The 26,960-nt window shown below is 62.4% G+C and carries 22 protein-coding genes; 15 read left to right on the top strand and 7 right to left on the bottom strand.

Translation table 11 applies throughout. From position 1 onward, the window contains the following. From N436_RS19115 to N436_RS19085, 7 genes are all read left to right on the top strand, one after another. On the top strand, positions 1-296 hold a 296-nt coding region (locus N436_RS19115), incomplete at its 5' end, for an IS3 family transposase (RefSeq protein WP_146232441.1). A gap of 459 nt (positions 297-755) precedes the next feature. Next, a complete protein-coding gene (locus N436_RS19110) occupies positions 756-1,862 on the top strand; it encodes a GlxA family transcriptional regulator (protein ID WP_019096860.1) in 1,107 nt (368 codons plus the stop codon). A 181-nt stretch (positions 1,863-2,043) separates the two neighbouring features. Continuing rightward, a complete protein-coding gene (locus tag N436_RS19105; RefSeq protein WP_105947358.1) occupies positions 2,044-2,544 on the top strand; it encodes a sigma-70 family RNA polymerase sigma factor in 501 nt (166 codons plus the stop codon). A gap of 88 nt (positions 2,545-2,632) precedes the next feature. Next, positions 2,633-3,595, top strand: coding sequence for a FecR family protein (locus N436_RS19100; RefSeq protein WP_110741730.1), 963 nt, complete (start codon positions 2,633-2,635; stop codon positions 3,593-3,595). A gap of 338 nt (positions 3,596-3,933) precedes the next feature. Next, a complete protein-coding gene (locus N436_RS19095; RefSeq protein ID WP_256589996.1) occupies positions 3,934-6,690 on the top strand; it encodes a TonB-dependent receptor in 2,757 nt (918 codons plus the stop codon). A 25-nt stretch (positions 6,691-6,715) separates the two neighbouring features. Then, positions 6,716-9,499 (top strand): M16 family metallopeptidase, encoded by a 2,784-nt coding sequence (locus tag N436_RS19090; RefSeq protein WP_110741728.1) that lies wholly within the window; start codon positions 6,716-6,718, stop codon positions 9,497-9,499. Then, a complete protein-coding gene (locus N436_RS19085; protein ID WP_110741727.1) occupies positions 9,496-11,163 on the top strand; it encodes an ABC transporter ATP-binding protein/permease in 1,668 nt (555 codons plus the stop codon). The genes N436_RS19090 and N436_RS19085 overlap by 4 nt, the downstream gene beginning before the upstream one ends. Positions 11,164-11,283: 120 nt before the next feature. On the opposite strand, the gene N436_RS19080 is transcribed toward N436_RS19085, so the two are convergent. The 5 genes from N436_RS19080 to choX all read right to left on the bottom strand — a co-directional run bounded on the left by N436_RS19080 (position 11,284) and on the right by choX (position 15,361). Then, positions 11,284-11,541, bottom strand: coding sequence for a hypothetical protein (locus N436_RS19080; RefSeq protein ID WP_012270100.1), 258 nt, complete (start codon positions 11,539-11,541; stop codon positions 11,284-11,286). Between the two features lie 254 nt (positions 11,542-11,795). Continuing rightward, the gene (locus tag N436_RS19075; protein ID WP_110741726.1) at positions 11,796-12,269 is read right to left on the bottom strand and encodes a thioesterase family protein; all 474 of its coding nucleotides are present in this window, start codon (positions 12,267-12,269) and stop codon (positions 11,796-11,798) included. 10 nt (positions 12,270-12,279) lie between these two features. Then, positions 12,280-13,245, bottom strand: coding sequence for an L-carnitine dehydrogenase (locus N436_RS19070; RefSeq protein WP_110741725.1), 966 nt, complete (start codon positions 13,243-13,245; stop codon positions 12,280-12,282). Between the two features lie 164 nt (positions 13,246-13,409). Beyond that, the gene (locus tag N436_RS19065) at positions 13,410-14,294 is read right to left on the bottom strand and encodes a 3-keto-5-aminohexanoate cleavage protein (RefSeq protein WP_110741724.1); all 885 of its coding nucleotides are present in this window, start codon (positions 14,292-14,294) and stop codon (positions 13,410-13,412) included. Positions 14,295-14,416: 122 nt separating this feature from the next. After that, entirely contained in the window at positions 14,417-15,361 is a 945-nt protein-coding gene (choX, locus tag N436_RS19060) for a choline ABC transporter substrate-binding protein (RefSeq protein WP_105947350.1), read from the bottom strand. A 147-nt stretch (positions 15,362-15,508) separates the two neighbouring features. Here choX and N436_RS19055 point away from each other — a divergent pair, with 147 nt between their 5' ends. Continuing rightward, the gene (locus N436_RS19055) at positions 15,509-16,453 is read left to right on the top strand and encodes a GlxA family transcriptional regulator (RefSeq protein ID WP_105947349.1); all 945 of its coding nucleotides are present in this window, start codon (positions 15,509-15,511) and stop codon (positions 16,451-16,453) included. Positions 16,454-16,623: 170 nt separating this feature from the next. Here N436_RS19055 and N436_RS19050 read toward each other — a convergent pair whose 3' ends face one another. Further along, on the bottom strand, positions 16,624-17,025 hold the full coding sequence (locus tag N436_RS19050) for a lysozyme inhibitor LprI family protein (RefSeq protein WP_019096853.1): 402 nt from the start codon (positions 17,023-17,025) through the stop codon (positions 16,624-16,626). A 285-nt stretch (positions 17,026-17,310) separates the two neighbouring features. Between N436_RS19050 and N436_RS19045 the strand changes: the two genes are divergently transcribed. The 6 genes from N436_RS19045 (at position 17,311) to N436_RS19015 (ending at position 25,147) form a co-directional block, all read left to right on the top strand. Further along, on the top strand, positions 17,311-18,288 hold the full coding sequence (locus N436_RS19045; RefSeq protein WP_003257506.1) for a dipeptidase: 978 nt from the start codon (positions 17,311-17,313) through the stop codon (positions 18,286-18,288). Between the two features lie 76 nt (positions 18,289-18,364). Next, positions 18,365-18,895 (top strand): DUF5943 domain-containing protein, encoded by a 531-nt coding sequence (locus tag N436_RS19040; protein WP_008091518.1) that lies wholly within the window; start codon positions 18,365-18,367, stop codon positions 18,893-18,895. Positions 18,896-18,910: 15 nt separating this feature from the next. Next, positions 18,911-20,971 carry a dimethylglycine demethylation protein DgcA gene (gene dgcA, locus N436_RS19035; RefSeq protein ID WP_019096852.1) on the top strand — a complete coding sequence of 687 codons (2,061 nt, stop codon included), beginning with the start codon at positions 18,911-18,913 and terminating at the stop codon, positions 20,969-20,971. A gap of 210 nt (positions 20,972-21,181) precedes the next feature. Then, positions 21,182-23,134: a dimethylglycine demethylation protein DgcB gene (gene dgcB, locus N436_RS19025; RefSeq protein WP_110741723.1), complete on the top strand. Its 1,953-nt coding sequence runs from the start codon at positions 21,182-21,184 to the stop codon at positions 23,132-23,134. Continuing rightward, the gene (locus N436_RS19020; RefSeq protein ID WP_016714515.1) at positions 23,134-24,366 is read left to right on the top strand and encodes an electron transfer flavoprotein subunit alpha/FixB family protein; all 1,233 of its coding nucleotides are present in this window, start codon (positions 23,134-23,136) and stop codon (positions 24,364-24,366) included. The genes dgcB and N436_RS19020 overlap by 1 nt, the downstream gene beginning before the upstream one ends. A 10-nt stretch (positions 24,367-24,376) precedes the next feature. Further along, positions 24,377-25,147 carry an electron transfer flavoprotein subunit beta gene (locus tag N436_RS19015; RefSeq protein WP_110741722.1) on the top strand — a complete coding sequence of 257 codons (771 nt, stop codon included), beginning with the start codon at positions 24,377-24,379 and terminating at the stop codon, positions 25,145-25,147. Positions 25,148-25,258: 111 nt separating this feature from the next. Here N436_RS19015 and N436_RS19010 read toward each other — a convergent pair whose 3' ends face one another. Then, positions 25,259-25,468, bottom strand: coding sequence for a cold shock domain-containing protein (locus tag N436_RS19010; RefSeq protein WP_019096467.1), 210 nt, complete (start codon positions 25,466-25,468; stop codon positions 25,259-25,261). A gap of 613 nt (positions 25,469-26,081) precedes the next feature. On the opposite strand from N436_RS19010, the gene N436_RS19005 reads away from it, so the two are divergent. Further along, entirely contained in the window at positions 26,082-26,912 is an 831-nt protein-coding gene (locus tag N436_RS19005; protein WP_110741721.1) for an RHS repeat-associated core domain-containing protein, read from the top strand. Positions 26,913-26,960 lie beyond the last annotated feature (48 nt).

Here is a 26,960-nt window from a genome sequence, read left to right as displayed (position 1 = left end):
TAGTCATCCACTCGGATCAAGGGTGGCATTATCAGCAGGCTCAATACCGTCACAAACTTGCCGCACGAGGTGTGAAGCAGAGCATGTCCCGCAAAGGCAATTGCCTGGATAATGCGGCGATGGAAAGCTTCTTCGGCACGCTCAAGTCGGAGTTTTTCTACCTGAATCGCTTTGAGAGTGTCGAGGAACTAAAAGCGGGACTGGATGAGTACATTCACTACTACAACCATGACCGCATCAGGCTGAAACTCAATGGCCTGAGCCCTGTGAGCTACAGGACTCAGACCACTGGCTAAAACTGTCCAACTTTTGGGGGGCAGTCCAATCCTGTGGGAGCGGGCGTGCCCGCGAAGAGGCCCTTGAGGTTGATGCAGGTGCAACATAAGCACCTATGCTCCCTGATGGTGCAAACGGCGCCTACCGATCGTCGGGTGTCGTTATCAGTGCCTGTATTGTCGGTGACACTCAAGAGTGTCGTTTCTGGGCAACCTACACTGCGCGTGTCACCAAATTGCTCAGCCGTTACACGCACGGCGCCTAGCACGCCCGTTTGCGAACACCCGGCCAACTCGATCAAAGCACCTGATTTGCCGAACAAAGGCGTCGTTTTCAGGTTTTTTTGGACAGCCGTTCAATTTCAGGCACGGCGTTTGCGTTGAGATTGGCAACCAAGCCCCGGCACATGAACCGGGGCCATAACAAGAAATCAGTGCCCGCCTGAGGCACACCCTGCATTTGTGTGAGGAGAAATCGCGATGACGTCGTACACCTCCGGGAACCCAACCCAGAACCGCACAACACCCCAGTCCATCGGGTTTCTTCTATTGGACAATTTCACCCTGATTTCCTTGGCATCAGCCGTTGAGCCGCTGCGCATGGCCAACCAGCTGTCCGGCCGCGAGCTGTACCGCTGGCATACCCTGACCGTCGATGGTGGCCAGGTGTGGGCCAGCGATGGCTTGCAGATCACCCCGGACGCCGCCATCAATAATGCACCGCCCATCGACACCGTGATTGTCTGCGGGGGGGTTGGCATTCAGCGTTCGGTCACCCGTGAGCACGTTACCTGGCTGCAAGCTCAGGCTCGCCAGTCGCGCCGTCTTGGTGCGGTGTGCACCGGCAGCTGGGCACTGGCCTGTGCCGGCCTGCTCGACGGCTTCGATTGCAGCGTGCACTGGGAATGCCTGGCGGCAATGCAGGAAGCCTTCCCACGCGTGAACATGAGCACCCGGCTGTTCACCCTCGACCGCAACCGCTTCACCAGCTCTGGCGGCACCGCGCCGCTGGACATGATGTTGCACCTGATCAGCCGCGACCATGGCCGCGAGCTGTCGGCAGCGATTTCCGAGATGTTCGTTTACGAGCGCATCCGCAACGAGCAGGACCACCAGCGTGTGCCGCTCAAGCACATGCTCGGCACCAACCAGCCGAAGCTGCAGGAAATCGTCGCGCTCATGGAGGCCAACCTCGAAGAGCCGATCGACCTGGACGAGCTGGCGGTGTATGTGTCGGTTTCGCGTCGGCAGCTTGAGCGGTTGTTCCAGAAGTACCTGCATTGCTCGCCGTCGCGCTACTACCTGAAACTGCGCCTGATTCGTGCACGGCAGCTGCTCAAGCAAACGCCAATGTCGATCATCGAAGTGGCGTCGGTATGCGGTTTTGTGTCTACGCCACACTTCTCCAAGTGCTACCGCGAGTACTTCGGCATTCCGCCGCGTGACGAGCGTGTGGGCTCCAATACCGCGCAACAGGTGGCGATGATGCCGATTCCACAGGCCATGACCCTGTCGCCGCACAGCGGGCCTATGGCCGCTCTGAGCCAGGCGCGCAACGAGTCGACGTTTGCCAGTGTAAGGCTCTGATGCCGCGTTGACTTCTTCGCGGGCACGCCCGCTCCCACAGGTACTGCGCACGGCTTGAATGTGATGCGGTCGATGTGGGAGCGGGCGTGCCCGCGAAGAGGCCAACACAAATCCACATGTTGATAATGATTCTCGACTACGGGTAACATCGCCGCCCCCGAAACCCTCTGGCATACCCCCCGTGGCGGACGAAAAACTCCAGCTCTACCTGGCCCATCGGGCGGCATTGCTCGACTATGCCGCGCCGATCGTCGGCTGCCGCGCCCGCGCCGAGGATGTGGTGCAAGAAGCCTGGCTGCGCTTCAGTCGTCAGCAGGACGATGCCGACATCCGCCACCCGGCCAGTTACCTGTACCGTATCGTGCGCAACCTGGCGCTCGATCACACCCGTCGCACCGCCACCGAGAAAGTCCAGCCCGGCGGGGACGAGATACTCGTTGAACTGCCCTCGGCCAGCGCATCACCTGAGCAGGTCGTTACCCAGCAGAACGAACTGGGTGCCATCAGTCGCGCCCTCGAAGCACTGCCGCAACGCACCCGCGTAGCGTTCGAGATGCATCGCCTGGGCGGCCATACCCTGCAGGAAGTAGCCACTCACCTGAATGTTTCGGTCAGCCTGGTGCACCAGCTGGTGCGCGATGCCTTGAGCCATTGCATGGCATGCCTGGAGGATGACCTGTGAAAAAAAACCAGGCGGGTGCGTCTTTTGCGGAGCGGGGCGACTTTGTGCGAACCTGCGCGCCCTTCAGCCCCCAGGAGACTTGCCCGACATGACGTCAGCAGACCTCATATCCAGCCGCCGCGAGCAGGCCCTGGACTGGCTCCTGCGCCTGCAGCAGTCTCCTCACGATCATCAGCTGAGGGATGAGTTCGAGCAATGGTGTGCCAGCGACGCGGCCAATGCACAAGCCTACTTCAAGGCTGAACGGGTCTGGCAACTTACCGGTCAGCTAGCGCCGACCACCACCGAACTGTGGCCCAAGGCCGAAGTGCTACCGCTGCCGGTCAAGCGCCAATCAGGGCGGCGCTGGTGGCTGGGAGCGGCCGTTGCAGCTTGCTTGCTGGTGGCAGTCGCGCCTTCTTTGAGCCTGCGATTGCAGGCTGACTACCGCACCGCACAGGGTGAGACCCGCGACGTTACCCTGGCCGATGGCAGCGTGGTGCAGATGGACAGCGATACCGCCATCGCCGTGGACTACAGCGGTGATCATCGGGATGTGAAGCTGCTCGCCGGCCAGGCGTTCTTCGAGGTGATGCCCGACAAGGCCAAGCCCTTCCATGTGCGTGCCGATGACGTGAAGGTCACTGTGACCGGCACGGCGTTCAACGTCGAGCTGCGGCCTGGACGGGTAGGGGTGGATGTGCAGCATGGTTCGGTACGGGTTGAAGACACTTCCGATGCGCAGCTGCTGGCGGGCGCACTGACCGCTGGGCAGCGGCTGCGGTATGCCGAGGGGCGGGTGCAGTTGCAGGCCTTTGTACCTTCGCAAGCGGCTGCCTGGCGGCAGGGGCAGTTGATTGCCGATGACCAGACGGTGGCCGAGCTGGTTCAGGCGCTGGCGCCGTATATGCCAGGTAAGGTGATGCTGCGTGACGATGCTTTGGGTGCCAAGCGGGTGACCGGCGTTTACGACCTGCGCAGGCCCGAGGCGGCGTTGCGGGCTGTGATCCGGCCCCACGGTGGCGAGGTGCGCAGCTATGGGCCTTGGTTGCTGGTACTGAGTAAACCTTGAAATTGCCGGGGCCGCTTTGCGGCCCATCGCCGGCAAGCCAGCTCCCACAGGTACAGTGCAAGCTGCTCTTTGTGGGAGCTGGCTTGCCGGCGATGAGGCCGGTACAGCCACCCAAATTTGCTGTTTGAAATTTTTTTCCGAAATTTCTGAAAATTCCCCGCACTGCCCCGTCTTCTCCCCCGCGCGCAACAACTGATACCGATTCGTATTCTATTTTGCAGCCCGGCGATTGCCGGGGGTGGGGATGTGGGATGACTGAAACATCAAGCCGGAAGCCGCGCAGCGCGCGGGGTTGGTCGTTGCGCCTGAAAAAAGTTGCGGGGGCAGGTGTGCTCGGCATGAGCTGCGCTTTCAACGTTGCGCCCGCCCAGGCTGAGGAGGCGGCCCAGCCGCGCTCGGCGCTAGCCCAGGTTCACTCCTTCGACATCCCGGCACAGAAGCTGGCCATTGCCCTGATCAACTTCGGCCAGCAAAGCGGCCTGCAAGTCAGTGTCGACCCCGACCTGCTCGACGGCCTGCATTCCACCGCCGTCAGCGGCCAGCTCAGCAGCGAGGCGGCACTGGCGCAACTGCTGCTGGGCACCGGCATCACCTGGGACTACGAATACGGCGCCCTGATGTTTCGCCTGCTGCAAGCCGACAATGGCGCGCTAGAGCTGCACAACACCCTGGTGCTGGGCGACACCGAAGAAAACAGCTTCATGGGTACCACGGTCATCGACCGCAAGGCCATTCAGGCCTTCCCCGGTGCCAACGGCGATATCACCACCTTGCTGCAGATGCACCCGAACGTGCAGTTCAGCACCGAGCAGAAAAGCTCCAACACCCCCGGCGAGATCGACCCCGCCGACATCAGCATCAACGGCGCCAAGTTCTACCAGAACAACTTCATGATCGACGGCATCTCGATCAACAACGACCTCGACCCCGGCGCCCACGGCTACAACGAAACGCGCCAGTTCGACTCGGCACCCAGCCGCTCGCACGGCATCGCCCTGGACGCCGACCTGCTGGAAGAAGTGAGGGTTTACGACAGCAACGTGCCGGTCGAATTCGGTGGCTTCAACGGCGGCGTGGTCGACGCCATCACCCGCAGGCCAAGCCAGGACCTGCATGGCAAGGTGTCCTACGCCATGAGCCGCTCGGAATGGACGCGTTACCACATCACCCGGGAAAACAAGGAAACCTTCGAGACCTCGTCCAACGAAAAGAACCAGCCCGAGTTCAAGAAGACCACCCTGCGCGGCACCCTCGAAGGCCATTTCAACGAAGACTTCGGCGCCCTGTTCAACTTCTCCCAGAAGCGCTCGTACCTGCCACTGCGCGCCTACAAGAATGGCTACAACAGCCCAAACAACGACAATGAAGAAGAGCAGACCCGCGCGCTCGACAACTTCCTGCTGAAAACCTACTGGACGGTCAACGACAGGCTTACCCTGGATACCTCGATCGTTTACGCCCCCCAGGAGAACACCTACTTCCGCGAGGATTACAAAGACTCGCATTACACCAACATCAATGGCGGCTGGCAGGGGTCCTTCAAGGCCACCTATGAGGGCGACAGTGCCACCTGGACCCAGCAGCTGGCGGTGACCAACCTCAACACCTCGCGTGACTCCGACCGTGACGACAACATCATGTGGTACTGGTCCGACGACAAGGACTGGGGCAACCCTGACGGCAATAACCCACGCAGTATCGAAGGCGCCTACGGAAGCCTGTACCAGACCCAGCGTGGCGTTGATTACAAGCTCAAGGCCGATTGGCAAACCATCCCGTTCGCCGGCGGGGTGCACAGCATTACCACTGGCCTGGAGCTGGGTTACCAGCGCGCCACCTGGGAGCGCGAGGACGATGCGCTTTCGGTGATCACCTTCAAGACCGACACCGGCACAAGCTGCGCCGGTGGTGACCCATGGTGCTCGGTCAGCCCCATGCCCAGTGGCGACACACGCCAGTGGGGCCGCGTGTACATGAACTACGGCGCTGGCAAGGTCGACCTTGACCAGAAGAAGTACGCGCTGTTCGTGCAGGACGTGATGGGCTACGGCAACCTCACCCTGCGCCCCGGCCTGCGCTTCGAGGGCGATGACTACATGGAGAAAAAGTCGCTGGCACCGCGCTTTTCCGGTGACTACGACTTCTTCGGCGACCGCAGTACCGTGCTGGTTTTCGGCGCCAACCGCTACTACGGGCGCAACCTGTTCAAGTACCGCTTGGCCGATGGCCGCCAGGCATTCACCTCACGCTACACCCGGGCCAGCCAGGACGGTGAGTGGGTGCTGGCCTCGCAAAACAAGAACCTGAGCAAGTTCTCGACCATGGACATTCCCTATGACGATGAATGGATGGTCGGCCTCAACCAGCGCTGGTTCGACACCGACTTCCAGCTCAAGTACGTCAACCGCAAGGGCCATGACCAGATCTACCGCACGCGCCCCTATTACTACCTGGGCGCGGATGAAATACCCGAGGGCTATAGCAAGGACTACTACGCGTACCTGAATGCCGGCACCAGCGAGAGTGAGAACGTAAGCCTGACCGTTACCCCGATGCAGCCGCTGCGATTCATGGGTACAAGCACCAGCCTGCAGCTCGCCCTGGACTGGTCACGGACCAAGGACGCCTACGGGGCCACCTACGAGGCAGGTGTAGAAAGCGATGAGCTGGCAGGTGCCGATGTGGTGCTGGATGGCAAGCGCATCCCGTACCACGAGCTGCCGGCCAGCGACTACAACCGGCCCTGGACGGCGCGGTTGATGACTATCACCAACATCCCGCAATGGAACCTCACGGTCAGCAACTTCTTCCGTTATCGCGGTGCTTACGACCAGGTGGTCGGCGTGGACCCGGACGTCGAGGTCGCGGGCGAGGTACTCGAAACCTACGAAACGGTCGCCACCCCGGCGGCACCGACCTGGGACTTGCGCCTGGCGTGGGACATACCCACCGGCAAGGACCAAGCGTTCTTCGTCAACGTCGACGTGACCAACGTCACCGACAAGGTCAACAAGATCGCCAGCCGCGAGTCGGTCAGCCTGATCAGCTACGAAGTCGGCCGCCAGTACTGGCTGGAAGTCGGCTACCGCTTCTAACACCATAAAAATCGTGGATACTCTGATGAAAAAGCTCATCGCGGGCCTGCTCGGCCCGCTGTTGCTCGGCGCCTGCGCCACACTGCCAGAGGCCGACGCACCGCTGCCCTGGGATGCCCAAGTGGTGCAGGGCCAACTGGCCAACGGCCTGGCCTACCGGCTGGTGCGCGACACCTCGCAGCCTGGCCGGCTGGACCTGCGCCTGACGGTAAAAGCCGGCTCGGTGGACGAAACCGACGACCAGGTTGGCGTAGCGCACATGGTCGAGCACCTGGCGTTCCACAGCCGAGCGGGTGGCCAGCAGAAACTGCGTGAACGGATGTCCGGATTCGGCTGGGTACAGGGCCGTCACTTCAATGCCGTAACCAACTATGAACGCACCCAGTACCTCATCGGCCCTCCTGCTGGTGTGCGTCAGGCGCCTCAAGCGTTGCAGGCCTTGCATGACCTGGCCTTCGCCCGCGACTACAACGCTCAGGACCTGGAGCGCGAGCGGCCCATCGTGATCGAAGAATGGCGCGGCGGCCTGGGTGTGGCCCAGCGCATGAACGAGCAGCGTACCGCCTCGCAGCGTGTGGGCTCACGCTACCCCGGGCACCGCACCATCGGCAACGAAGCAGCGATCCGCTCGGCCAGCCTGCACAACCTGCAAGCCTTCCAGAACCGCTGGTACCTGCCCAACAACATGGTGTTGTCGGCGGTTGGCGATTTTGACCCCGAGGCCATGCGCGCCCAGATCGAACAAGCCTTTGGTGCGGCCAAGGCGGGTGAAGTACCGGGCCGGGAGCAGCGCGAGTTGGCGCTGGACAACACGCTGAAAGTGTTCCGCCTGCAAGACCCGCAATCGGGCAGCAATCAGGTGGCGATGCTGTTCCGTTTGCATGAGCCGGACAGCCGCGGCACCACACGCGCCGCATTGCGCGAGCGGTTGATTGACCGCATGACCCTGGCCGCCATGCTCGACAGCCTGCGCCGTCAGCCGCGAGAGCCCGGAGTACGCAGCCTGATTGCGCAGAAAACCCTGATCGGCGAGCACTCCACCGTGCTTGGTATCGCCGCTGGCGTGGAAGGCCAGGCCCATGACCAGGCACTGCAGCAATTGCTGACCGAGACCGAGCGCCTGCGTCAGCACGGCTTCAGCGAAGCCGACTTGCAGCGTGAGCGCGAACATATCCGTGGATTGGGCGACAAGACCCTGGCCAAGCAGGCGCCGCGTACGTTCGAGCAGTGGGTGGAACAGCTCAACAACGCCGCTGTGCAGGACACCACCGTCTCCGACCGGCACGCTATCGCAGCGCGTTACCTTGAAGTACTGGCCAGCATTTCGCTTGGCGACCTGAACGACCGCCTGCGGCGCTGGCTCGCCAGCCCTGACCGGGTATTGCAGGTCAGTGCGGCGGGTACTTCCGAGGTTACCTTGCCAACCGTGGCGCAGGTCGAGGCACGCCAGGCGAAGCTGGCCGCAAAAGTGCTGCCTGCACCCGTGCAAGTAGCATCGGCAACCGAAGCATCCCCACGCCTGCAAATGCCCACTGCGCCGCCGGCGGCCGCCATCGTCGAGCGCAAGCGCTTCCCGGAGCAGCGTGTGGAGTATTGGCGCTTGAGCAATGGTGATCGGCTGGTCTGGCTCAAACGCAATGGCCCGGAAGGCAAGTGGCTGCTGCAGGCCGATTCGACCGCAGGCTATCAGCTTGCGGGCACCCCGGCCTGGCGGCTGCAAATGGCCGCGCAGCTGGCCATGCACAGCGGCCTGTCCGGTATGGATGCGCAGGCCCTGGCAACCTGGCGTCATGAACAGCGCGCCACACTGGGTTTCGACCATCAGCCGCAGCGCCTGCAGCTCAACCTTGGCGCAGCGCCGGAGCAACTGCTGGCGCTGATGCAGAGCTATCGGATAACCCAGCTGGCCAGCATCGACCCGGAACTGTTCACCACCTCGCGGGACGTGTTGCTGCAACGCCTGCACAGCCGCCCGGATGATGTACGCGGGCTGCAAGAACGCCAGCAGCGTGTGCTCAAGTACGGTGTCGACCACTGGCCGTCACCGGATACCGGCGCCCTCGAACAATTGACGGCCGAGCAGCTGAGTGCCGACTGGAAGCTTCTGGCCGGTGCGCCCGTGACGTATTACCTGATGGCGGATATGGCACCCGAACCGCTGGAGAAAATGGTCCGTGAAATGCTCGCAACCCTCCCGCGCAGCACTGCGCTGGCCAGTCAGCAGGCCTTGCAGCAGCCCGGCCAACGCCGTCAAGACCTGGCCATTGCATTGGAACCGCGCGTGGTATTGCAAGCCAGCAGCTTCCAGCCCCAGGCCTGGAGTCCGGAGGCGGCGGTGCGGGTATCGGTATTGCGCGACCTGGCCAACCAGCGCCTGAAAGCGCAATTGCGCGGCGAGGCCTCGGGTGTGTATCGACTGCGTTTCGACAGCGAGCTGAATGCCGATACGCAGCGAATCGAAAGCAGCCTCAGCTTCACCTGCGACCCGGCCCGGGTCGATGAATTGTGGGCCATGGCGCAGAAGACCCTCGCCAGTTTGCAACCTGACGCCGATTGGGCGGTGGCCGAGCGCCGCGAACTGCTGCGTCAGGAAAGCAAGCGCCGAGATGACCCGCAAACCCAGTTCAAGCGCCTGATCCTCAGTGACCGCCGCTGGCACGACCCACGCTACCTGCAAACCCAGGCGCAATTGCCAGAGGCACTGACCCTGCCTGAATTGCAACGGCAGGCTCAGCAGTTGTTCCCACGGGCCAATCAGGTGCAACTGCGCCTGTTGCCTTCCGCTTCGGCGCTGGAGCAGGCGCTGTGAAAACCCTGCGCACTTTCTACCGCCTGAGCCGCCCGTTCTGGCACGACCGTCAGCAGTGGCAGGCCTGGCTCATGCTGACGGCGGTGATCGGCCTGGGGCTGTTGGTGGTGCAGATCAATGTGCTGATCAATAGCTGGAGCAAGACTTTCTACGACACCCTGGCTGCATTCGATACGTCCGGCCTGTACGGCCTGGTTGGCGAATACGCGCTGTACCTGGGCAGCTACGTGTTGATCGTCGTGGCCATGGACTACATCCGCAAAGGGCTGGAACTGCGCTGGCGTCAGGCGATGACCGGGCGCCTGACCGATGCCTGGCTGGCCGATCAGGCCTTCTACCGCCTGGGGCTGACCGGCGAACCGGACAACCCCGACCAGCGCATCGCCCAGGACATCGAACTGATGGTTGGCCTGAGCATCGAGCTGGTGGCATCCCTGGTCATCAACCTGGCGCAGGTCGGTGCGTTCATGGTGATCCTGTGGAACCTGTCCGGTGTGCAAACCTTCAGCCTGTTCGGCGAGACGTTCACGGTTCATGGCTACCTCGTGTGGATCGTGCTGGCCTACACCTTGGCCGGCAGCCTGTTGACGCACCTGATCGGCAAGCCGCTGCATGCGCTGAACTACGCGCGCGAACACCGCGAGGCGGACTTTCGCGCCAGCCTGCTGCGCAAGCGCGACCATGCCGAGCAGATTGCGTTGTACCGGGGTGAAGCCGTCGAACGCGAACACCTGGCCGGGCGCTTTCGCGCCATTGCCGACAACTGGCGGCAACTGATGGGCCGCGAACGTAACCTAAGCCTGTTCACGGTCTCCTATGAGCGTTTGAGCCTGATCATTCCGGTATTTGCCGCCTTGCCGGCATTCATGGCCAAGGCCATCACCCTGGGTGGGCTGATGCAGATCCGCAGTGCCTTCAACGCGGTGCACGGCTCGCTTAGCTGGTTTATCAAGCTCTATCACAAGCTGGTGCGCTGGAGCGCGGCATTGCAGCGGCTTGAGCAGTTCGAGCAAGCCATTGTCGCCAGCCGAGTGCAGGTCACGGCGACTGCGCGAGGTGACTGCCTGTGCACGCGTGGGCTTACGCTCTGCCGGCCAGATGGCAGTGCGCTGCTAAGCGACCTTGACCTGCAAGTAGGGCAGGGGCAGTGGTTACGCCTGGGTGGGCGTAGCGGTCTGGGCAAGTCGACCTTGCTGCGCACCTTGCAGGGCTTGTGGCCTTATTGCCTGGGTGACTGGCAGCTGCCGCCGGGGCGCAGCCTGTTGTTGCCGCAGAAGCCTTACATGCCGCCTATGAGTTTGCGCGGGTTGCTGGCTTATCCACAGGTGCGGTCGATCGACGATGTGCATCTGATCGACGTGCTCGGCAAGGTAGGGCTGGGGGGCCTTATAGGGCAACTGGACAAGCAGGCCGAGTGGGAACGTGTGCTTTCTGGCGGGGAGCAGCAGCGGTTGAGCCTGGCGCGGGCGTTGTTGTATCGGCCGGATACCTTGTACCTGGATGAGGCGACCAGCCAGCTGGACCTGGACAGTGCCCGAGGCTTGCTGGAAATGCTCAGGCGGGAGTTGCCGGGCTGTACGGTGGTGGGGGTGACCCATCAGGAGGGGCTGGCGCGGTTGTTCGACCGGACTGTAGAGCTGGAGAAGCTGGCCGAGCCTGCGTAAGGCAGTTCTGGCCCTATCGCCGGCAAGCCAGCTCCCACAGGTTCTGCACAGTCCTCAGGGCCTGTGGAGCTCCTGTGGGAGCTGGCTTGCCGGCGATAGGGCCCGTGCAGGAAGAATGAATCAGGCCCGCTTGTTGAACTGCGCCAGCGCTGGCAACAGCTGTTTGTCGATGGCCTGGCGCACCGCTGGCAGGATCGTCGCGCTGCCGGTATACATCTGCTCGACCATGCCCTTCAGCGCTCGCGCATTGGGCTCGGTCAGCCCCCGCACCACGGCTTCGCAAGCCTGCTCGGCACTGGCCCCGGCCGGAATCTCGAACCCGCGTGCGCGCAGGTGGCCTGCCAGGTCGTCCTGATCAATCAAATCCGCATGCATCATGGCTGTTGTCCCTTTTATCGCTAAGAGAGTGCTGCTGTGATTTACGACCGATTCTGTGACGACGGCGACATGCCCGCAACAACAAGATGCCGGCATGGCTGCTTTGGCTAAGAACAGGTCGTTTACGGCTAAATCCACCTGGCGGGAACTGCGCACACTCAAGCCATCTACAGCAACCGAGGGTTTGGTCACCCTCATTCATGCACAGTGGATGTTGCTCGCTCTTGGCCCCGGATGCTCACGGCTTTCCGGGGTTATTTTTTTGCAAGGCCGATCACACGGCCTACATGAACGGGTGGTTGAAGTTGACGTTGTTCGTCCACTAGCCCCTGTAGCAACCCCGTGCTGTGCTCGCTGAACGGCGCCGACGTCGGCCCCGCCAGATCTACATGCAACAGCATCTGCTCACTGGCCGCCAGCGCTTCATCGAACCCGGCCCGGTGCAGGCTGTGGTACACCTGCAGACGCTTGCGATCAAAACCGATGATCTGCGTCTGCACCCATACCTCGGTGCCCAGCTTCACTTCATGCAGGTAGTTGATGTGCGCCTCCAGGGTGAACAGCGAGTTGCCGCTCTGCCCACGGCTGTCGGCATCCAGGCCGATGCGCTCCATCAGTGCATCGGTGGCATAGCTGAAGATCAGCAGGTAGAAGGCATCGCGCAGATGCCCGTTGTAGTCGACCCAGTCCTCCTGGACTGGGGTGCGGTAAGTGATGAGTGCGGGCATCAAGGTTTCCTCAATCGCTGAACGACATGCCGTGCGTTTCTTTGCTGGCCTTCACGGCTTCAAGTACCGCCAGCAGGGTGTCATCACGATAGCGCTCCAGCGCGGCGATGCTGCGTTCGCCCAGTTGCTCCGAGGTGCCGTCCACCACATCGTCGATCAGTTTGTCGGTCAGTTCCGGTGCCGGCAGGTAGGTCCAGGGCAGTTTGAGTGCCGGGCCGAACTGCGACATGAAGTGGCGCATGCCCGCGTCGCCACCGGCCAGGGTATAGGTGAGGAAGGTGCCCATGAACGACCAGCGCAGGCCGGCGCCGAAGCGGATCGCGTCGTCGATTTCACCGGTAGTGGCCACGCCGTCATTGACCAGATGCAGGGCCTCGCGCCAGAGCGCTTCGAGCAGGCGGTCGGCGATGAAACCGGGAACTTCCTTGCGCACATGCAGCGGTCGCATACCCAAGGCGGTGTAGATGATCTTCGCTGCCTCGATGGCCTCAGGCGCAGTGCGGTTACCGCCGACGATTTCGACCAGCGGCAGCAGGTACACCGGGTTGAACGGGTGGCCGACCACGCAGCGCTCCGGGTGAGTGGACGACTCGTAGAATTCGCTGGGCAGCAGGCCCGAGGTGCTGCTGCCGATGATTGCGTCGGGCTTGGCTGCGGCGCTGATCTTGGCGTGCAGGTCGAGCTTCAGGTCCAGCCGTTCTGGCGCGCTTTCCTGGATGAAATCGGCGTCGCGTACGCATTCTTCGATGGTGCTGACGAACTTCAATCGGTCTTGCGTCGCACCCGGTGCCAGGCCTTGTTTTTCGAGCGCCGGCCAGGCGTTGGCGATGCGTTTGCGCAGGGCTTGCTCAGCGCCGGGCGCCGGGTCCCAGGCGACCACGTCCAGGCCGTGGGCCAGGGCGCGGGCGACCCAGCCGCTGCCGATTACGCCGCTACCCAGGGCGGCGAAGGTCTTGATTTCGGTGATGAAAGGCATGGCGAATCCTCAGGGCAAACAGAGACAGTTGGGTTGACGCCAATCTTGTGGGAGCGGGCTTGCCCGCGAACACCGGCGCAGCCGGTGCCAGCCACCGCGCTGCTTGCTTCGCGGGCAAGCCCGCTCCCACAGGATTTATTGCGCACTTGCGATCGTTGAAGGGATCAGCGGTGCTTGAGATTCATTTTTTCCCGGCCCTCCGCCGGGGTCAGTACACGGGCGCCGAGGCGGGAGATGATCTCCACCGCGCGTTCGACCAACTGGCCGTTGCTGGCCAGTACGCCACGGTCCAGATACAGGTTGTCTTCCAGGCCCACCCGTACGTTACCGCCCAGCAGTATCGCTTGCGCCGCCATCGGCATTTGCATGCGGCCGATGCCGAAGCCGGCCCAGGTGACGTTGGCTGGCAGGTTGTCGACCATGGCTTTCATGGTGGTGGTGTCGGCCGGGGCGCCCCACGGGATGCCCAGGCACAGCTGGAACAGCGGGTCGTCCAGCAAGCCTTCCTTCATCATTTGCTTGGCGAACCACAGGTGGCCGGTGTCGAAAATTTCCAGTTCGGCTTTCACGCCAAGTTCGGTGATGCGTTTGGCGCCAGCGCGCAGTTGCGCCGGGGTGGAAACGTAGATCGAGTTGCCGTCGCCGAAGTTGAGCGTGCCGCAGTCGAGGGTGCAGATTTCCGGCAGCAGGGCCTCGACATGCGCCAGGCGTTCCAGTGGGCCGATCAGGTCGGTGCCCTGGCCGAACTCCAGCGGCGTTTCGCCGGGGCCGATTTCCAGGTCGCCACCCATGCCGGCGGTAAGGTTGACGATGATGTCCACGTCGGCTTCGCGGATGCGTTCCATCACTTCGCGGTACAGCGCCACGTCGCGGCTGAAACGGCCGGTTTGCGGGTCGCGGACGTGGCAGTGGACTACGGTGGCGCCGGCTTTGGCGGCTTCTACTGCGGCTTCAGCAATCTGCTTGGGGGTGACTGGAACAAGGTGGCTTTTCGAGGCGGTGTCGCCGGCGCCGGTGAGGGCGCAGGTGATGATGACGTCGTGGTTCATGGTGTGTTCCTTGTGGTGTCTGTGTTTGGCTTTTCGCGGGCATGCCCGCTCCCACAGGATCAATGTGATCCTGAGTGTGGAGCTGTACCTGTGGGAGCGGGCGTGCCCGCGAAAGGGCCCAGTCAGTTGGCAGTGAGCTTGAGGTTGTCCGCAGCCGGTTTGCCATCGAAGGTGGTCACACCTTCAAGCCAGCGGGCCTTGTCCTCGGGGTGGTCTTTCAGCCACTGGCGGGCCGACTCCAGCGCGTCTTTGTGGTCGAGCAGCGGCTGCATCATGCGGCTCTCGTCCTCGGCGCTGAAGTTCAGGTTGGCCAGCAGGCGGTGGGCGTTGGGGCAGCGTTCGGCGTAGTCCGGCGCGGTCACCGTCCATACTGTGGCGCGGCCTTCGTCCGGGCCGAGCGCATCCTGGCTATCACCCAGGTAGGCCATGTCGATATTCACGTTCATCGGGTGCGGCGCCCAGCCGAAGAACACCACGGCTTCCTTGCGCCGCACGGCGCGGTCGACAGCGGCGAGCATGCCAGCCTCGCTGGACTCGACCAGCTGGAACTTGCCCAGGTCGAACTGGTTCTTGGTGATCATTGCCTTGATCTGGGTGTTGGCGCCGGAGCCCGGTTCGATGCCATAGATCTTGCCGCCCAGCTCTTTCTCGAACTTATGGATGTCGGCGAAGGTCTTCAAACCCTTGTCGTAGAGGTATTTCGGCACGGCCAGGGTGGCGCGGGCATCCTCCAGGCTTGGTTTCTCCAGTACCTTGACCTGGTTGGCGTCGATGAACGGCGTGATGGTCTGGGTCATGATCGGGTTCCAGTAACCCAGGAACATGTCCAGGCGTTTGTCGCGGATGCCGGCGAAGATGATCTGCTGCGAGGCGCTGGTCTGTTTGGTCTGGTAGCCCAGGCCATCGAGCAGCACCTGGGCCATGGCGCTGGTGGCGATGACGTCGGTCCAGTTGACCACGCCCAGGCGGACGTTCTTGCAGGCCGCAGGTTCGGCGGCGTAAAGCGGGGAGGTGGCGATGCTGCTCAGGGCAAGGGTCAACAGGCTGCGGCGGATCAAGCTGTGCATGGTGGCTCTCCATCGGCAGTGCATATTGTTATGGGGTTCCGACCTCTCTGGGCCGTGTGAACACGCTACGCTGCTGGCAGGGTGAAAAATCGCACCCTGGCGACCAACAGTTGCACGGAGGCGACCACCTTTGCCGTGGAGCATGCAATGCCGCAAATCATTCACTTCCTGCTGTTACCCGGTTTTTCGGCCATGGGCTTCATCAGTGCCCTGGAGCCATTGCGGGTAGCCAACCGCTTCAAGGGGCCTTCGTATCGCTGGCAGGTGTTGAGCCTGGATGGTGGGGCGGTGCAGGCCAGCAACGGCATGTCGGTGAACGCCGATGCGGCGTTGGCGGCGGGGGAGCCAGCCGGCATTTTGCTGATTGTGGCTGGCTTCGACCCCCTGGCCTGCTATGGGCCGACACTGCAGCAGGCGCTGCGGCGCCTGGACCATGACGGGGTGATTCTGGGTGGCATCGATACCGGCGCCGTCGTATTGGCCGAGGCCGGCTTGCTCGACGGCCACCGCGCCACCGTGCATTGGGAGGCGCTGGAAGCGTTCAAGGAAAACTACCCAAGCTTGCAGGCGACCCAGGAGTTGTTCGAGATCGACCGGCGGCGCATCACCTGCGCGGGTGGCACTGCCTCGATCGACCTGATGCTCGACCTGATTGCACAAGCCCATGGCAGTGAGTTGGCGGTGCAGGTGTCGGAGCAGTTCGTGCTCGGGCGTATCCGTCAGCGACAGGACCACCAGCGCATGCAGATCGCCAGCCGCTATGGCATCAGCAACAAGAAGCTGGTGAAGGTGATTGGTGAAATGGAGCGCAACACCGAACAGCCGCTCAATACCCAGGTGCTGGCCGAGGCGGTGCAGGTGACCCGGCGGCAGCTGGAGCGGCTGTTTCGGGTGCACCTGGATGACACGCCGAGTGGGTTCTATCTGCGGCTGCGGCTGGACAAGGCACGGCAGTTGTTGCGCCAGACCGACATGAGTGTGCTGGAGGTGGGGGTGGCGTGCGGGTTTGAGTCGGCTTCGTACTTTACCCGCTGCTATCGGGCGCGGTACCAGCGTTGCCCACGAGAAGACAGGTTGGCCAGGGCTGTGTGATGTTCTCCTGTACCGGCCCCATCACCGGCAAGCCAGCTCCCACAGGTACTCCACAGAACTCAAGACCTGAGCAGCACCTGAAGGAGCTGGCTTGCACAATACTCAAAAGCTGTGGGGCACCTGTGGGAGCTGGCTTGCCGGCGATAGGGCCAGTACAGGAAAGCAGGATTTCACTGTTGACCAATGGACTGCAAATACTCCGACCGGTCATCACTGCGCTGCGCCACGCAGGTGTCCCAGGCCGCCTGAAACGCCTTGCTCCCGGGCTTTTCGGCATAGGTCTCAACCTTGCAATCCGCATCGCGCAGCTGTGTCCACAGCTTCTCGGCCGCATCCATACGCCCGACCAGCGCGGTCGCCTGGTCGCCCTCATCGGCATATTGGTCGCGAATACGCTGGATCAAGTCATCGTAAGCCGACTTCAGCTCACGCTCGGCAGTCTGCTTGTTGAACGCAGCGCACGCGTAGGTCTGCTGGTCGGTCTCGACGTTGTCGCACGGGGTGCTTTCTTCCTCGCCGGCCTGGGCGCCCGATACGACAGCCAGCAGTACCAGCCATGCCAATGATTTCATCCGTTTTCTCCTCAACAGGCTGACGAATCGCAGGGATTCTCGCTCAGCCGAAGGCAAGGCGGTAGCTCTCTGACGAAATGTTCATAAAACGGCCAGAAACGTCGTTATCGAGACTGTCTCTCATCGCCACGCCGCGTGCCAGAGGGCGTGTTGTCGCGCATTGACGCTTTCGGCAAACCCCCTGTCGTTTTTGCATCGGGGCGTCATTGGGCACAGGCATATGCTGGCCCCAAAGCGCCGGCAGAAGGTTTGGCGCAGCCCAACTCAATAAAAGGGGACAGCCTGATGAGCCCAGCCGAACTTCACGCCGACAGCATCGTCATCGACGGCCTGATCATTGCCAAGTGGAACCGCGAGCTGTTCGAAGACATGCGCAAAGGCGGGCTGACTGCGGCCAACTGCACGGTGTCGGTCTGGGAAGGCTTCAAGGCAACCGTCGACAACATCGCTGCCAGCCAGAAGCTGATCCGCGACAACAGCGACCTGGTGATGCCGGTGCGCACCACCGCCGACATCCGCAAGGCCAAGGAGCTGGGCAAGACCGGCATCCTCTTCGGTTTCCAGAACGCCCATGCCTTCGAAGACCAGATCGCCTACGTGGACGTGTTCAAGCAGCTGGGCGTGGGCATCGTGCAGATGTGCTACAACACCCAGAACCTGGTAGGTACCGGTTGCTACGAGCGTGACGGCGGCCTGTCGGGCTTCGGTCGCGAAATCGTGGCGGAAATGAACCGCGTCGGCATCATGTGCGACCTGTCCCACGTGGGCTCCAAAACCTCTGAAGAAGTCATCCTCGAATCGAAAAAGCCGGTGTGCTACTCCCACTGCCTGCCCTCGGGCCTGAAGGAGCACCCGCGCAACAAGTCGGACGAAGAGCTGAAGTTCATCGCCGACCACGGCGGCTTCGTTGGCGTGACCATGTTCGCGCCGTTCCTGGCCAAGGGTATCGACTCCACCATCGATGACTACGCCGAAGCCATCGAGTACACCATGAACATCGTTGGTGAAGACGCCATCGGTATCGGTACCGACTTCACCCAGGGCCACGGCCAGGACTTCTTCGAGTACCTGACCCACGACAAGGGCTACGCCCGTCGCCTGACCAACTTCGGCAAGATCATCAACCCGCTCGGCATCCGCACTGTCGGCGAGTTCCCCAACCTCACCGAAACCCTGCTCAAGCGCGGCCACTCCGAGCGCGTGGTACGCAAGATCATGGGCGAGAACTGGGTCAACGTCCTCAAGGACGTCTGGGGCGAGTAAGCCGCTCTCCAAGCCTGATAGCCCCTGCCAGCAACGCCGGGGCACCCACATAAAAATTTTATGGAGTTGAGTTTCCATGGCCAAGATCGCCCCGCAATTGCCAATCGAAGTCGACAGCGAGACCGGTGTCTGGACCAGCGACGCCTTGCCGATGCTGTACGTACCGCGCCATTTCTTCGTCAACAACCACATCGGCATCGAGGAAGTGCTGGGCGCCGACGCCTACGCCGAAATCCTCTACAAGGCCGGCTACAAGTCCGCCTGGCACTGGTGTGAAAAAGAAGCCGAATGCCATGGCCTGGAAGGCGTGGCGGTGTTCGAGCACTACATGAAGCGCCTGAGCCAGCGTGGCTGGGGCCTGTTCGAAATCCAGGATATCGACCTGGACAAGGGCACTTGCAGCGTCAAGCTCAAGCACTCTGCGTTCGTGTACGTCTATGGCAAGTGCGGCCGCAAGGTCGACTACATGTTCACCGGCTGGTTCGCCGGCGCCATGGACCAGATTCTCGCTGCCCGCGGCAGCAAGATCCGCACCGTGGCCGAGCAGGTCTACGGCGGGTCGGAAGAAGGCCACGAAGATGGCCTGTTCGTTACAAAGCCGTTGTAAGCCGGAGATAGCGTCATGGCATTCGAAGCAATGTTCCAGCCGATCCAGATCGGCAAACTGACCATCCGCAACCGCGTGCTCAGCACCGCGCACGCCGAGGTCTACGCCACTGACGGCGGCATGACGACCGACCGCTACGTGAAGTATTACGAAGAAAAGGCCAAGGGCGGCATCGGCCTGGCGATCTGCGGCGGCTCGTCCGTGGTGGCCATCGACAGCCCGCAGGAATGGTGGGCGTCGGTCAACCTGTCGACCGACCGCATCATCCCGCACTTCCAGAACCTGGCCGACGCCATGCACAAGCATGGCGCCAAGATCATGATCCAGATTACGCACATGGGCCGTCGCTCGCGCTGGGACGGCTTCAACTGGCCGACCCTGATGTCGCCGTCGGGTATCCGTGAACCCGTGCACCGCGCCACCTGCAAAACCATCGAGGTGGAAGAGATCTGGCGCGTCATCGGCAACTACGCGCAGGCTGCGCGTCGTGCCAAAGAAGGCGGCCTGGACGGCGTGGAGCTGTCGGCGGTGCACCAGCACATGATCGACCAGTTCTGGAGCCCGCGCGTCAACAAGCGTACCGACGAATGGGGCGGTACCTTCGAAGGCCGCATGAAGTTCGGCCTGGAAGTGCTCAAGGCCGTGCGTGCCGAGGTCGGTGACGACTTCTGCGTGGGCATGCGTATCTGCGGTGACGAGTTCCACCCCGATGGCCTCAGCCATGAAGACATGAAGCAGATCGCCGCGTACTACGACGCCACCGGCATGCTCGACTTCATCGGCGTGGTCGGCTCGGGTTGCGACACCCACAACACCCTGGCCAACGTCATCCCCAACATGAGCTACCCGCCGGAGCCGTTCCTGCACCTGGCGGCCGGCATCAAGGAAGTGGTCAAGGTCCCGGTGCTGCACGCGCAGAACATCAAGGACCCGAACCAGGCCACACGCATCCTCGAAGGCGGCTACGTGGACATGGTCGGCATGACCCGTGCGCACATGGCCGACCCGCACCTGATCGCCAAGATCAAGATGGGCCAGATCGACCAGATCAAGCAGTGCGTCGGTGCCAACTACTGCATCGACCGCCAGTACCAGGGCCTGGATGTGCTGTGCATCCAGAACGCCGCGACCTCCCGTGAATACATGGGCGTGCCGCACATCATCGAGAAAACCACCGGCGTGAAGCGCAAGGTGGTGGTGGTAGGCGCCGGCCCTGCCGGTATGGAAGCTGCTCGCGTAGCAGCCGAACGTGGCCACGACGTGACCCTGTTCGAGAAGAAGGACCAGATTGGCGGGCAGATCACCATCGCCGCCAAGGCACCTCAGCGTGACCAGATTGCCGGTATCACCCGCTGGTACCAGTTGGAGCTGGCGCGTTTGAAAGTCGACCTGCGCCTGGGCACCGCCGCTGACGTGGCCACCATCCAGGACCTGCGCCCGGACGTGATCGTGCTAGCCGTGGGTGGGCATTCGTTCCTGGAGCAGAACGAACACTGGGGCGCTGCCGAAGGGCTGGTGGTCAGCAGTTGGGACGTGCTCGACGGCAAGGTTGCGCCGGGCAAGAACGTGCTGGTGTACGACACCATCTGCGAATTCACCGGCATGTCGGTGGCCGACTTCATCGCTGACAAGGGCAGCCAGGTGGAAATCGTCACCGACGACATCAAGCCGGGCGTGGCCATGGGCGGTACTACCTTCCCGACCTACTACCGCAGCATGTACCCCAAAGAAGTGATCATGACCGGCGACATGATGCTGGAAAAGGTCTACCGCGAAGGCGACAAGCTGGTGGCGGTGCTGGAGAACGAATACACCGGCGCCAAGGAAGAGCGTGTGGTCGACCAGGTGGTGGTGGAGAACGGCGTGCGCCCTGACGAGCAGCTGTATTACGCCCTGAAGGAAGGTTCGCGCAACAAAGGCCAGATCGACGTGGAGGCGCTGTTCGCCATCAAGCCACAGCCGATTCTCAGCCAGCCGGGCGAAGGCTACCTGCTGTATCGCATCGGCGACTGCGTGGCCCAGCGCAACGTGCATGCGGCGATCTACGACGCCTTGCGCCTGTGCAAGGACTTCTGATCGCACCGCCTCTCTAGAGGCGGGACTGGCCCCCCTTGTGGGAGCGGCCTTGTGTCGCGAAAGGGTCGCGAAGCGGCCCCAGGTTTTCAGCTTCGCAGCAGAAATTGCCGGGGCTGCTTCGCAGCCCTTTCGCGACACAAGGCCGCTCCCACAAGGGGTCCGCGCCGCTCTTGAGGTGGCGCAAGAATCCAGCTGTTATGGGAGCCTCCCATGTTGAACACCCTTCTACCCATCCTGCTGTTCGCTGCCCTTGGCCTGGCAGTGCTCGGCGCCCTGCGCCGGGTGCGCATGTGGCGGCGTGGCCGGCCAAGCAAGGTCAACCTGATCGGCGGCCTGCTGGCCATGCCGCGCCGCTATCTGGTGGACTTGCACCATGTGGTCGAGCGCGACAAGTACATGTCCAAGACCCACGTGGCCACCGCGGGCGGCTTTGTGCTGTCGGCCGTGCTGGCCATCCTGGTGCACGGCTTTGGCTTGCAAAGCAAAATCCTCGGCTACGCGTTGCTGGTGGCCACCGTAATCATGTTCAGCGGCGCCATCTTCGTCTTCAAACGCCGCCTCAACCCACCCTCGCGCCTGTCCAAGGGCCCGTGGATGCGTCTGCCGAAGAGCCTGATGGCGTTCGCCGTGAGCTTCTTCATCGCCACCTTGCCGGTTGCCGGCATCCTGCCCGCCAACACCGGTGGCTGGGTGATGGTCGGCATCCTTGGCCTGGGCGTGCTGTGGGGCGTGTCGGAGCTGTTCTTCGGCATGACCTGGGGCGGCCCGATGAAACACGCCTTCGCCGGTGCCCTGCACCTGGCCTGGCACCGCCGCGCCGAACGTTTCGGGGGAGGCCGCTCCACCGGCCTCAAGCCGCTGGACCTGGAAGACCCGAACGCGCCGCTGGGCGTGGAAAAACCGGCGGACTTCACCTGGAACCAGCTGCTGGGCTTCGACGCCTGCGTGCAGTGCGGTAAATGTGAAGCCATGTGCCCGGCCTTTGCCGCCGGCCAGCCGCTTAACCCGAAAAAGCTCATCCAGGACATGGTCATCGGCCTGGCCGGTGGCACCGACGCCCAGTTCGCCGGCAGCCCGTACCCGGGTAAACCGATTGGCGAGCACGGCGGTCACCCGCACCAGCCTATCGTCAATGGCCTGGTCGACGCGGAAACGCTGTGGTCGTGCACCACCTGCCGTGCCTGCGTCGAGGAATGCCCGATGATGATCGAGCACGTCGATGCCATCGTCGACATGCGCCGCCACCTCACCCTGGAAAAGGGCGCCACCCCGAACAAGGGCGCCGAGGTGCTGGACAACCTGATCGCTACCGACAACCCGGGCGGCTTCGCCCCTGGCGGGCGCATGAACTGGGCTGCGGACCTGAACCTGAAACTGCTGTCCGAGGTGAAAACCACCGAAGTGCTGTTCTGGGTCGGTGATGGTGCCTTCGACATGCGCAACCAGCGTACCCTGCGTTCGTTTGTCAAAGTGCTCAAGGCTTCGGGCGTGGACTTTGCCGTGCTCGGCCTGGAAGAACGCGACAGCGGCGACGTCGCCCGCCGTCTGGGCGATGAAGCGACCTTCCAGCAACTGGCCAAACGCAATATCCAGACCCTGGCCAAGTACAAGTTCCAGCGCATCGTCACCTGCGACCCGCACAGCTTCCATGTGCTGAAGAACGAATACGGCGCGCTGGGCGGTGATTACCAGGTGCAGCACCACAGCACCTACATCGCCGAACTGATCGCGGCCAACAAGCTCAACCTTGGCCAGCACAAGGGCGGCAGCGTCACTTATCACGACCCGTGCTACCTGGGCCGTTACAACGGCGAGTACGAAGCCCCGCGTGAAGTGCTCAAGGCGTTGGGTATCGAAGTGCGCGAGATGCAACGTTCTGGCTTCCGTTCCCGTTGCTGCGGCGGTGGTGGCGGTGCGCCGATCACCGACATCCCGGGCAAGCAACGTATCCCCGACATGCGCATGGACGACATTCGCGAAACCGAGGCCGAGCTGGTGGCCGTGGGTTGCCCGCAGTGCACCGCCATGCTCGAAGGTGTGGTCGAACCGCGCCCACAGATCAAGGATCTGGCCGAGCTGGTGGCCGACGTGCTGATCGAAGAGGAATCGCCCGCCGCCCCAAAGCCGCAAGCGGCCAAACGTGAACCTGCGGAGGTGCACTGATGAGCGACATTATCCGCCGCGACCCACGCGCCGAGTGGATCGCCCGTAACCGCCTGCACCCGCTGCATGCGGCCATGCAGACGCAACAGACCAGCTGGATGGGGCCCAACGGCCTCATCCGCAAGAACCCCCATGCGATTGCCGCAGGCTTCATCGGCCCGGCCGGCATCAAGCGCATCGACCGCAGCGGCGCCCAGCAGGGCACCGGTGTGGGCGGGCGGCGCACGGCGGCGGCCGAAGTCAAATTGCCGCTGCACCAGGTGCCGGCGCCGGCGTTCTACATTGCCGTGGTGCCCGACATGGTCGGTGGCCGCCTCAGCAGCCACGACCGCGACCTGCTCGGCCTGGCCCACAGTCTGGCTGGCAGCGATGGTGCGGTGTTGGCGGTGGTGTTCAACGAACACAAGGAAAGCAACTTTTCCACAGCCGGCGTCGACCGCCTGCTGGTCATCGAAGGCGAAGCATTCGAGGGTTATGCACCGGAGCAACTGGTGCAGGGCTTGCGGGCTGTGGATAACCAGTTCACCCCGCGCCACTGGCTGCTGCCCGACAGCCGCACCGGTGGCGGGGAGCTGGGCCGGCGCCTGGGCGCGGCACTGGGCGAACGCCCGGCGACGCGGGTGTGGCAGGTCAAGGATGGCCAGTGCATCGGCCGTGCCGGTGCCGGCCAGCAAGACCTGCAGCGCGCCGTGCCACGCTTGATCCTGGCCGCAGCCGAATGCGCCGAGCCGGTCAGCGAAACCCGTCACGAAGCGCTGCCGGTGGAGTTGTCCACAAGCGTGGCGCGCAGCCTGTCGCGTATCGAAGACCTCGGCTCGGTGGCCGTGGACCCGGCCACCATTGCCATGGCTGAGGCCGAGTTCATCGTCTCGGGCGGCAACGGGGTCAAGGACTGGGATTTGTACCACAAGGCTACCGCAGCCTTGGGCGCCACCGAAGGCGCCTCGCGAGTGGCGGTGGACGACGGCTTCATGCCGCGCAACCGCCAGGTGGGTGCTACCGGTACCTGGGTGACCGCACGGGTCTACGTGGCTGTGGGTATCTCGGGCGCGATCCAGCACCTGCAGGGCATTGGCGCCTGCGACAAGGTGGTGGCGATCAACATGGACCCTGGCTGCGACATGATCAAACGGGCCGACCTGTCGGTGATTGGCGACAGCTCGGCGATTCTCAAGGCACTGATCGAGGCTGTGGACAACTTCCGCAGCGGCGGCCAGCGCGACGCGGCATAAGGGCACGAGCATGAGTACGAAAGTGATCAGCCTGGTTTCCATCGGTGCCCACCCAAGCTCCGGCCGCGCCCGCCGCGCCGAGCAGGATGCCCGCGCTGTGGAGTTGGGATTGCAGCTGGCTGGGGATAACTTGCAGGTGGTGCATGCCGGCGACCCGCGCGAAGAGGCCCTGCGCGCTTATCTGGGCATGGGCCTGGACCACCTGGACGTGCTGGAGCAGCCGGCTGGCGCCGATGTGCTGGGCGTGCTGGGGGACTACCTGCGCGACGCCGGGGCACAGCTGGTGCTGACCGGTAGCCAGGCTGAAACGGGCGAGGGTTCAGGCATGTTGCCGTTCCTGCTGGCGGAAAAGCTCGGCTGGCCGTTGATTGTGGGGTTGGCCGAGGTAGAGTCGATCGACAATGGCACCGCCCAGGTCTTGCAGGCTCTGCCGCGGGGTCAGCGGCGCCGGCTGAAAGTGCGCCTGCCGTTGCTGGCGACTGTGGATAACGCGGCGCCCAAGCCGCGCCAGAGTGCCTTCGGGCCTGCGCGCCGGGGTGTGCTGGCGGCGCGTAACGTGGCCATTGTCGAAGATGAGCTGTTGGCCGATGCCGAGTTGCAACCAGCCCGTCCTCGCCCCAAGCGCCTGAAGGTGATCAAGGCCAAGAGCGGTGCCGACCGCATGAAGGCGGCTACGGCCAAGGCCAGTGGGGGCGGCGGCAAGGTGCTCAAGGACGTTTCTCCGCAGGAAGGCGCCGAGGCCATTCTCAAGCTGTTGGTAGAAGAAGGTGTGCTGCGCTGAAGCCTGAGCTGGCCTAATCGCCGGCAAGCCGGCTCTCACGGGATTACTACTGCCTTCGGGCCCTGTGCAATACCTGTGGGAGCTCGCTTGCCGGCGATTGGGCCTGACAAGCTAATGATGTGCCTTGGCCACATTGAACGCCCAACAGCCTAGCGCCTCGCTCACTGGCTCGAACAACACCCGTTCCCCCTTCGATAACACCACATTCACTGCGGCGCAGCGCAAAACCAGGTAATCCCTGCGCCGCCCTTCGGCGCTGATAACCCCAATCCCCCGCTTTTCATCGAACCACTTCACAGTGCCTTCCTGGCGGCTGTGCATAAGTCACTCCTGAGCAATGCCAAAGTAGTGGCCATTACCCAATCACATCGCTGGATTTGGCGAAACTGGCAGAAATATCAGGTACACGTTTGTTTTGCCCACGGAATCTGTTCGCCAAGGTGTGGATAAAGTGTTGGCGCATGGCTGTAAGCCCTATCTAGCCTGGCTTACAGAGTTTTGATCATAAAGTGATCAGCGCTGACTTGGCTCATCAGCTACAGATTGATGTGGCTTTGTCTGGTTTTGCCCACAATCGCTGTTAGCTGCTCTGTGGATAATCTGTTCGGCATTACCTGAAAGCTGCACAGGTCATGGCTTGCAAGGAGTTGATTAATAAATGATCAATTTGGTGCGAAAGTCTTCTGATCCATGGTTATCAAGGCCTTGAATCGCTTATCCACAACCCAGACGCTTCACGTTCGCGTTTTGCTCACAAACTCTGTTGGTGCTTCTGTGGGTAAGGTGTACGGAGTCTTCTGTAGCCCAACAGTTATGGTGCCTTGCTGCGTTTGACCAAAAAATGATCAGCCATTCGTCCTGACATTTATACCAGTAGGCAAACCTTCCAGTCACCGCTACGGTATTCCTATCAGCTCTTTCCTGTGGATAACCTATGGCGACTCATTTATTGGCGACAGATCTGCAGCGCTCCGTGTTGCCAGGTCTGCACGCTTATTCACCTTACGGCTTCATGAAAACCAGACCAGCACCGGCGCTGGCTTTTGCTGGCCAGCATCGCGATCCGCTCACGGGCAACTATCCGTTGGGCAATGGCCGTCGTTTCTATAGCCCGACCCTGATGCGCTTCACGACCTGCGACTCGCTCAGTCCGTTTTCCAGGGGAGGCATCAATGGTTACGTCTACTGTGGCGGTGATCCGGTAAACCGGCATGACCCAAGCGGCGCATTCTGGGGCGCCATACTCAGGGGCGTTGGCTTGTTCTCCAGCGGAGCCACCTTCTCGGGCGCGGTCGTTCGAACAATGAAGAATGTGGTCGGGCACAGGAAGGCTAAGGCGGCTAACAGTGGGACGAATCCCTCTCCTGCTCCTCATCAGGACCTACCGACTCTACCCAGAGTTTCGAACCAGCAGTTCAGCATGACCGGCGCTTTTGGCGTAGCAGGGCAGGTGGTCGCCGCCGTCAACGGGGTGACCCCAGGTGTTCAGAATGCCGTGGATCTATTGGCTCTAGGAAATACGGTCACGAACTTTAGCGGCGGTTTGACAGGGAATTTTGCCGCAGGACGTGAAGTAGTCAGCTACTTGTGGACTAATCCACGTGAAGTTCCGGGGGTATTGGGGGAGACGTTCATGGATTTGACGATGTTGGACGAGATGCTCTCTACCGTAGGCCGTGGGTTTACATACGTATGCAGAGGATTTGCAACAGCTGCGAACTGGATCAGGTCGTTACGATCGGCCCCTTATACTGTCAAGGTATAGGGAAATCTCCGAGCGTATGGTTTGCCTGGCGCGCTCAAGCGGTTAAGT

It is taken from the genome of Pseudomonas sp. RV120224-01b (genome assembly GCF_003208145.1).
Classification (GTDB): Bacteria; Pseudomonadota; Gammaproteobacteria; order Pseudomonadales; family Pseudomonadaceae; genus Aquipseudomonas; species Aquipseudomonas monteilii.
This window is presented reverse-complemented; position numbering and strand designations above follow the sequence as displayed.

What these genes read in the sequence shown, in the direction of transcription:
- choX (WP_105947350.1), bottom strand. Translation starts at nt 15,361, where the DNA reads ATGCACAGCTTGATCCGCCGCAGCCTGTTGACCCTTGCCCTGAGCAGC.
- N436_RS19110 (WP_019096860.1), top strand. Translation starts at nt 756, where the DNA reads ATGACGTCGTACACCTCCGGGAACCCAACCCAGAACCGCACAACACCC.
- dgcA (WP_019096852.1), top strand. Translation starts at nt 18,911, where the DNA reads ATGGCATTCGAAGCAATGTTCCAGCCGATCCAGATCGGCAAACTGACC.
- N436_RS19055 (WP_105947349.1), top strand. Translation starts at nt 15,509, where the DNA reads ATGCCGCAAATCATTCACTTCCTGCTGTTACCCGGTTTTTCGGCCATG.
- N436_RS19015 (WP_110741722.1), top strand. Translation starts at nt 24,377, where the DNA reads ATGAGTACGAAAGTGATCAGCCTGGTTTCCATCGGTGCCCACCCAAGC.
- N436_RS19075 (WP_110741726.1), bottom strand. Translation starts at nt 12,269, where the DNA reads ATGCCCGCACTCATCACTTACCGCACCCCAGTCCAGGAGGACTGGGTC.
- dgcB (WP_110741723.1), top strand. Translation starts at nt 21,182, where the DNA reads ATGTTGAACACCCTTCTACCCATCCTGCTGTTCGCTGCCCTTGGCCTG.
- N436_RS19070 (WP_110741725.1), bottom strand. Translation starts at nt 13,245, where the DNA reads ATGCCTTTCATCACCGAAATCAAGACCTTCGCCGCCCTGGGTAGCGGC.
- N436_RS19040 (WP_008091518.1), top strand. Translation starts at nt 18,365, where the DNA reads ATGGCCAAGATCGCCCCGCAATTGCCAATCGAAGTCGACAGCGAGACC.
- N436_RS19005 (WP_110741721.1), top strand. Translation starts at nt 26,082, where the DNA reads ATGGCGACTCATTTATTGGCGACAGATCTGCAGCGCTCCGTGTTGCCA.
- N436_RS19065 (WP_110741724.1), bottom strand. Translation starts at nt 14,294, where the DNA reads ATGAACCACGACGTCATCATCACCTGCGCCCTCACCGGCGCCGGCGAC.
- N436_RS19090 (WP_110741728.1), top strand. Translation starts at nt 6,716, where the DNA reads ATGAAAAAGCTCATCGCGGGCCTGCTCGGCCCGCTGTTGCTCGGCGCC.
- N436_RS19095 (WP_256589996.1), top strand. Translation starts at nt 3,934, where the DNA reads ATGAGCTGCGCTTTCAACGTTGCGCCCGCCCAGGCTGAGGAGGCGGCC.
- N436_RS19010 (WP_019096467.1), bottom strand. Translation starts at nt 25,468, where the DNA reads ATGCACAGCCGCCAGGAAGGCACTGTGAAGTGGTTCGATGAAAAGCGG.
- N436_RS19050 (WP_019096853.1), bottom strand. Translation starts at nt 17,025, where the DNA reads ATGAAATCATTGGCATGGCTGGTACTGCTGGCTGTCGTATCGGGCGCC.
- N436_RS19020 (WP_016714515.1), top strand. Translation starts at nt 23,134, where the DNA reads ATGAGCGACATTATCCGCCGCGACCCACGCGCCGAGTGGATCGCCCGT.
- N436_RS19100 (WP_110741730.1), top strand. Translation starts at nt 2,633, where the DNA reads ATGACGTCAGCAGACCTCATATCCAGCCGCCGCGAGCAGGCCCTGGAC.
- N436_RS19045 (WP_003257506.1), top strand. Translation starts at nt 17,311, where the DNA reads ATGAGCCCAGCCGAACTTCACGCCGACAGCATCGTCATCGACGGCCTG.
- N436_RS19080 (WP_012270100.1), bottom strand. Translation starts at nt 11,541, where the DNA reads ATGATGCATGCGGATTTGATTGATCAGGACGACCTGGCAGGCCACCTG.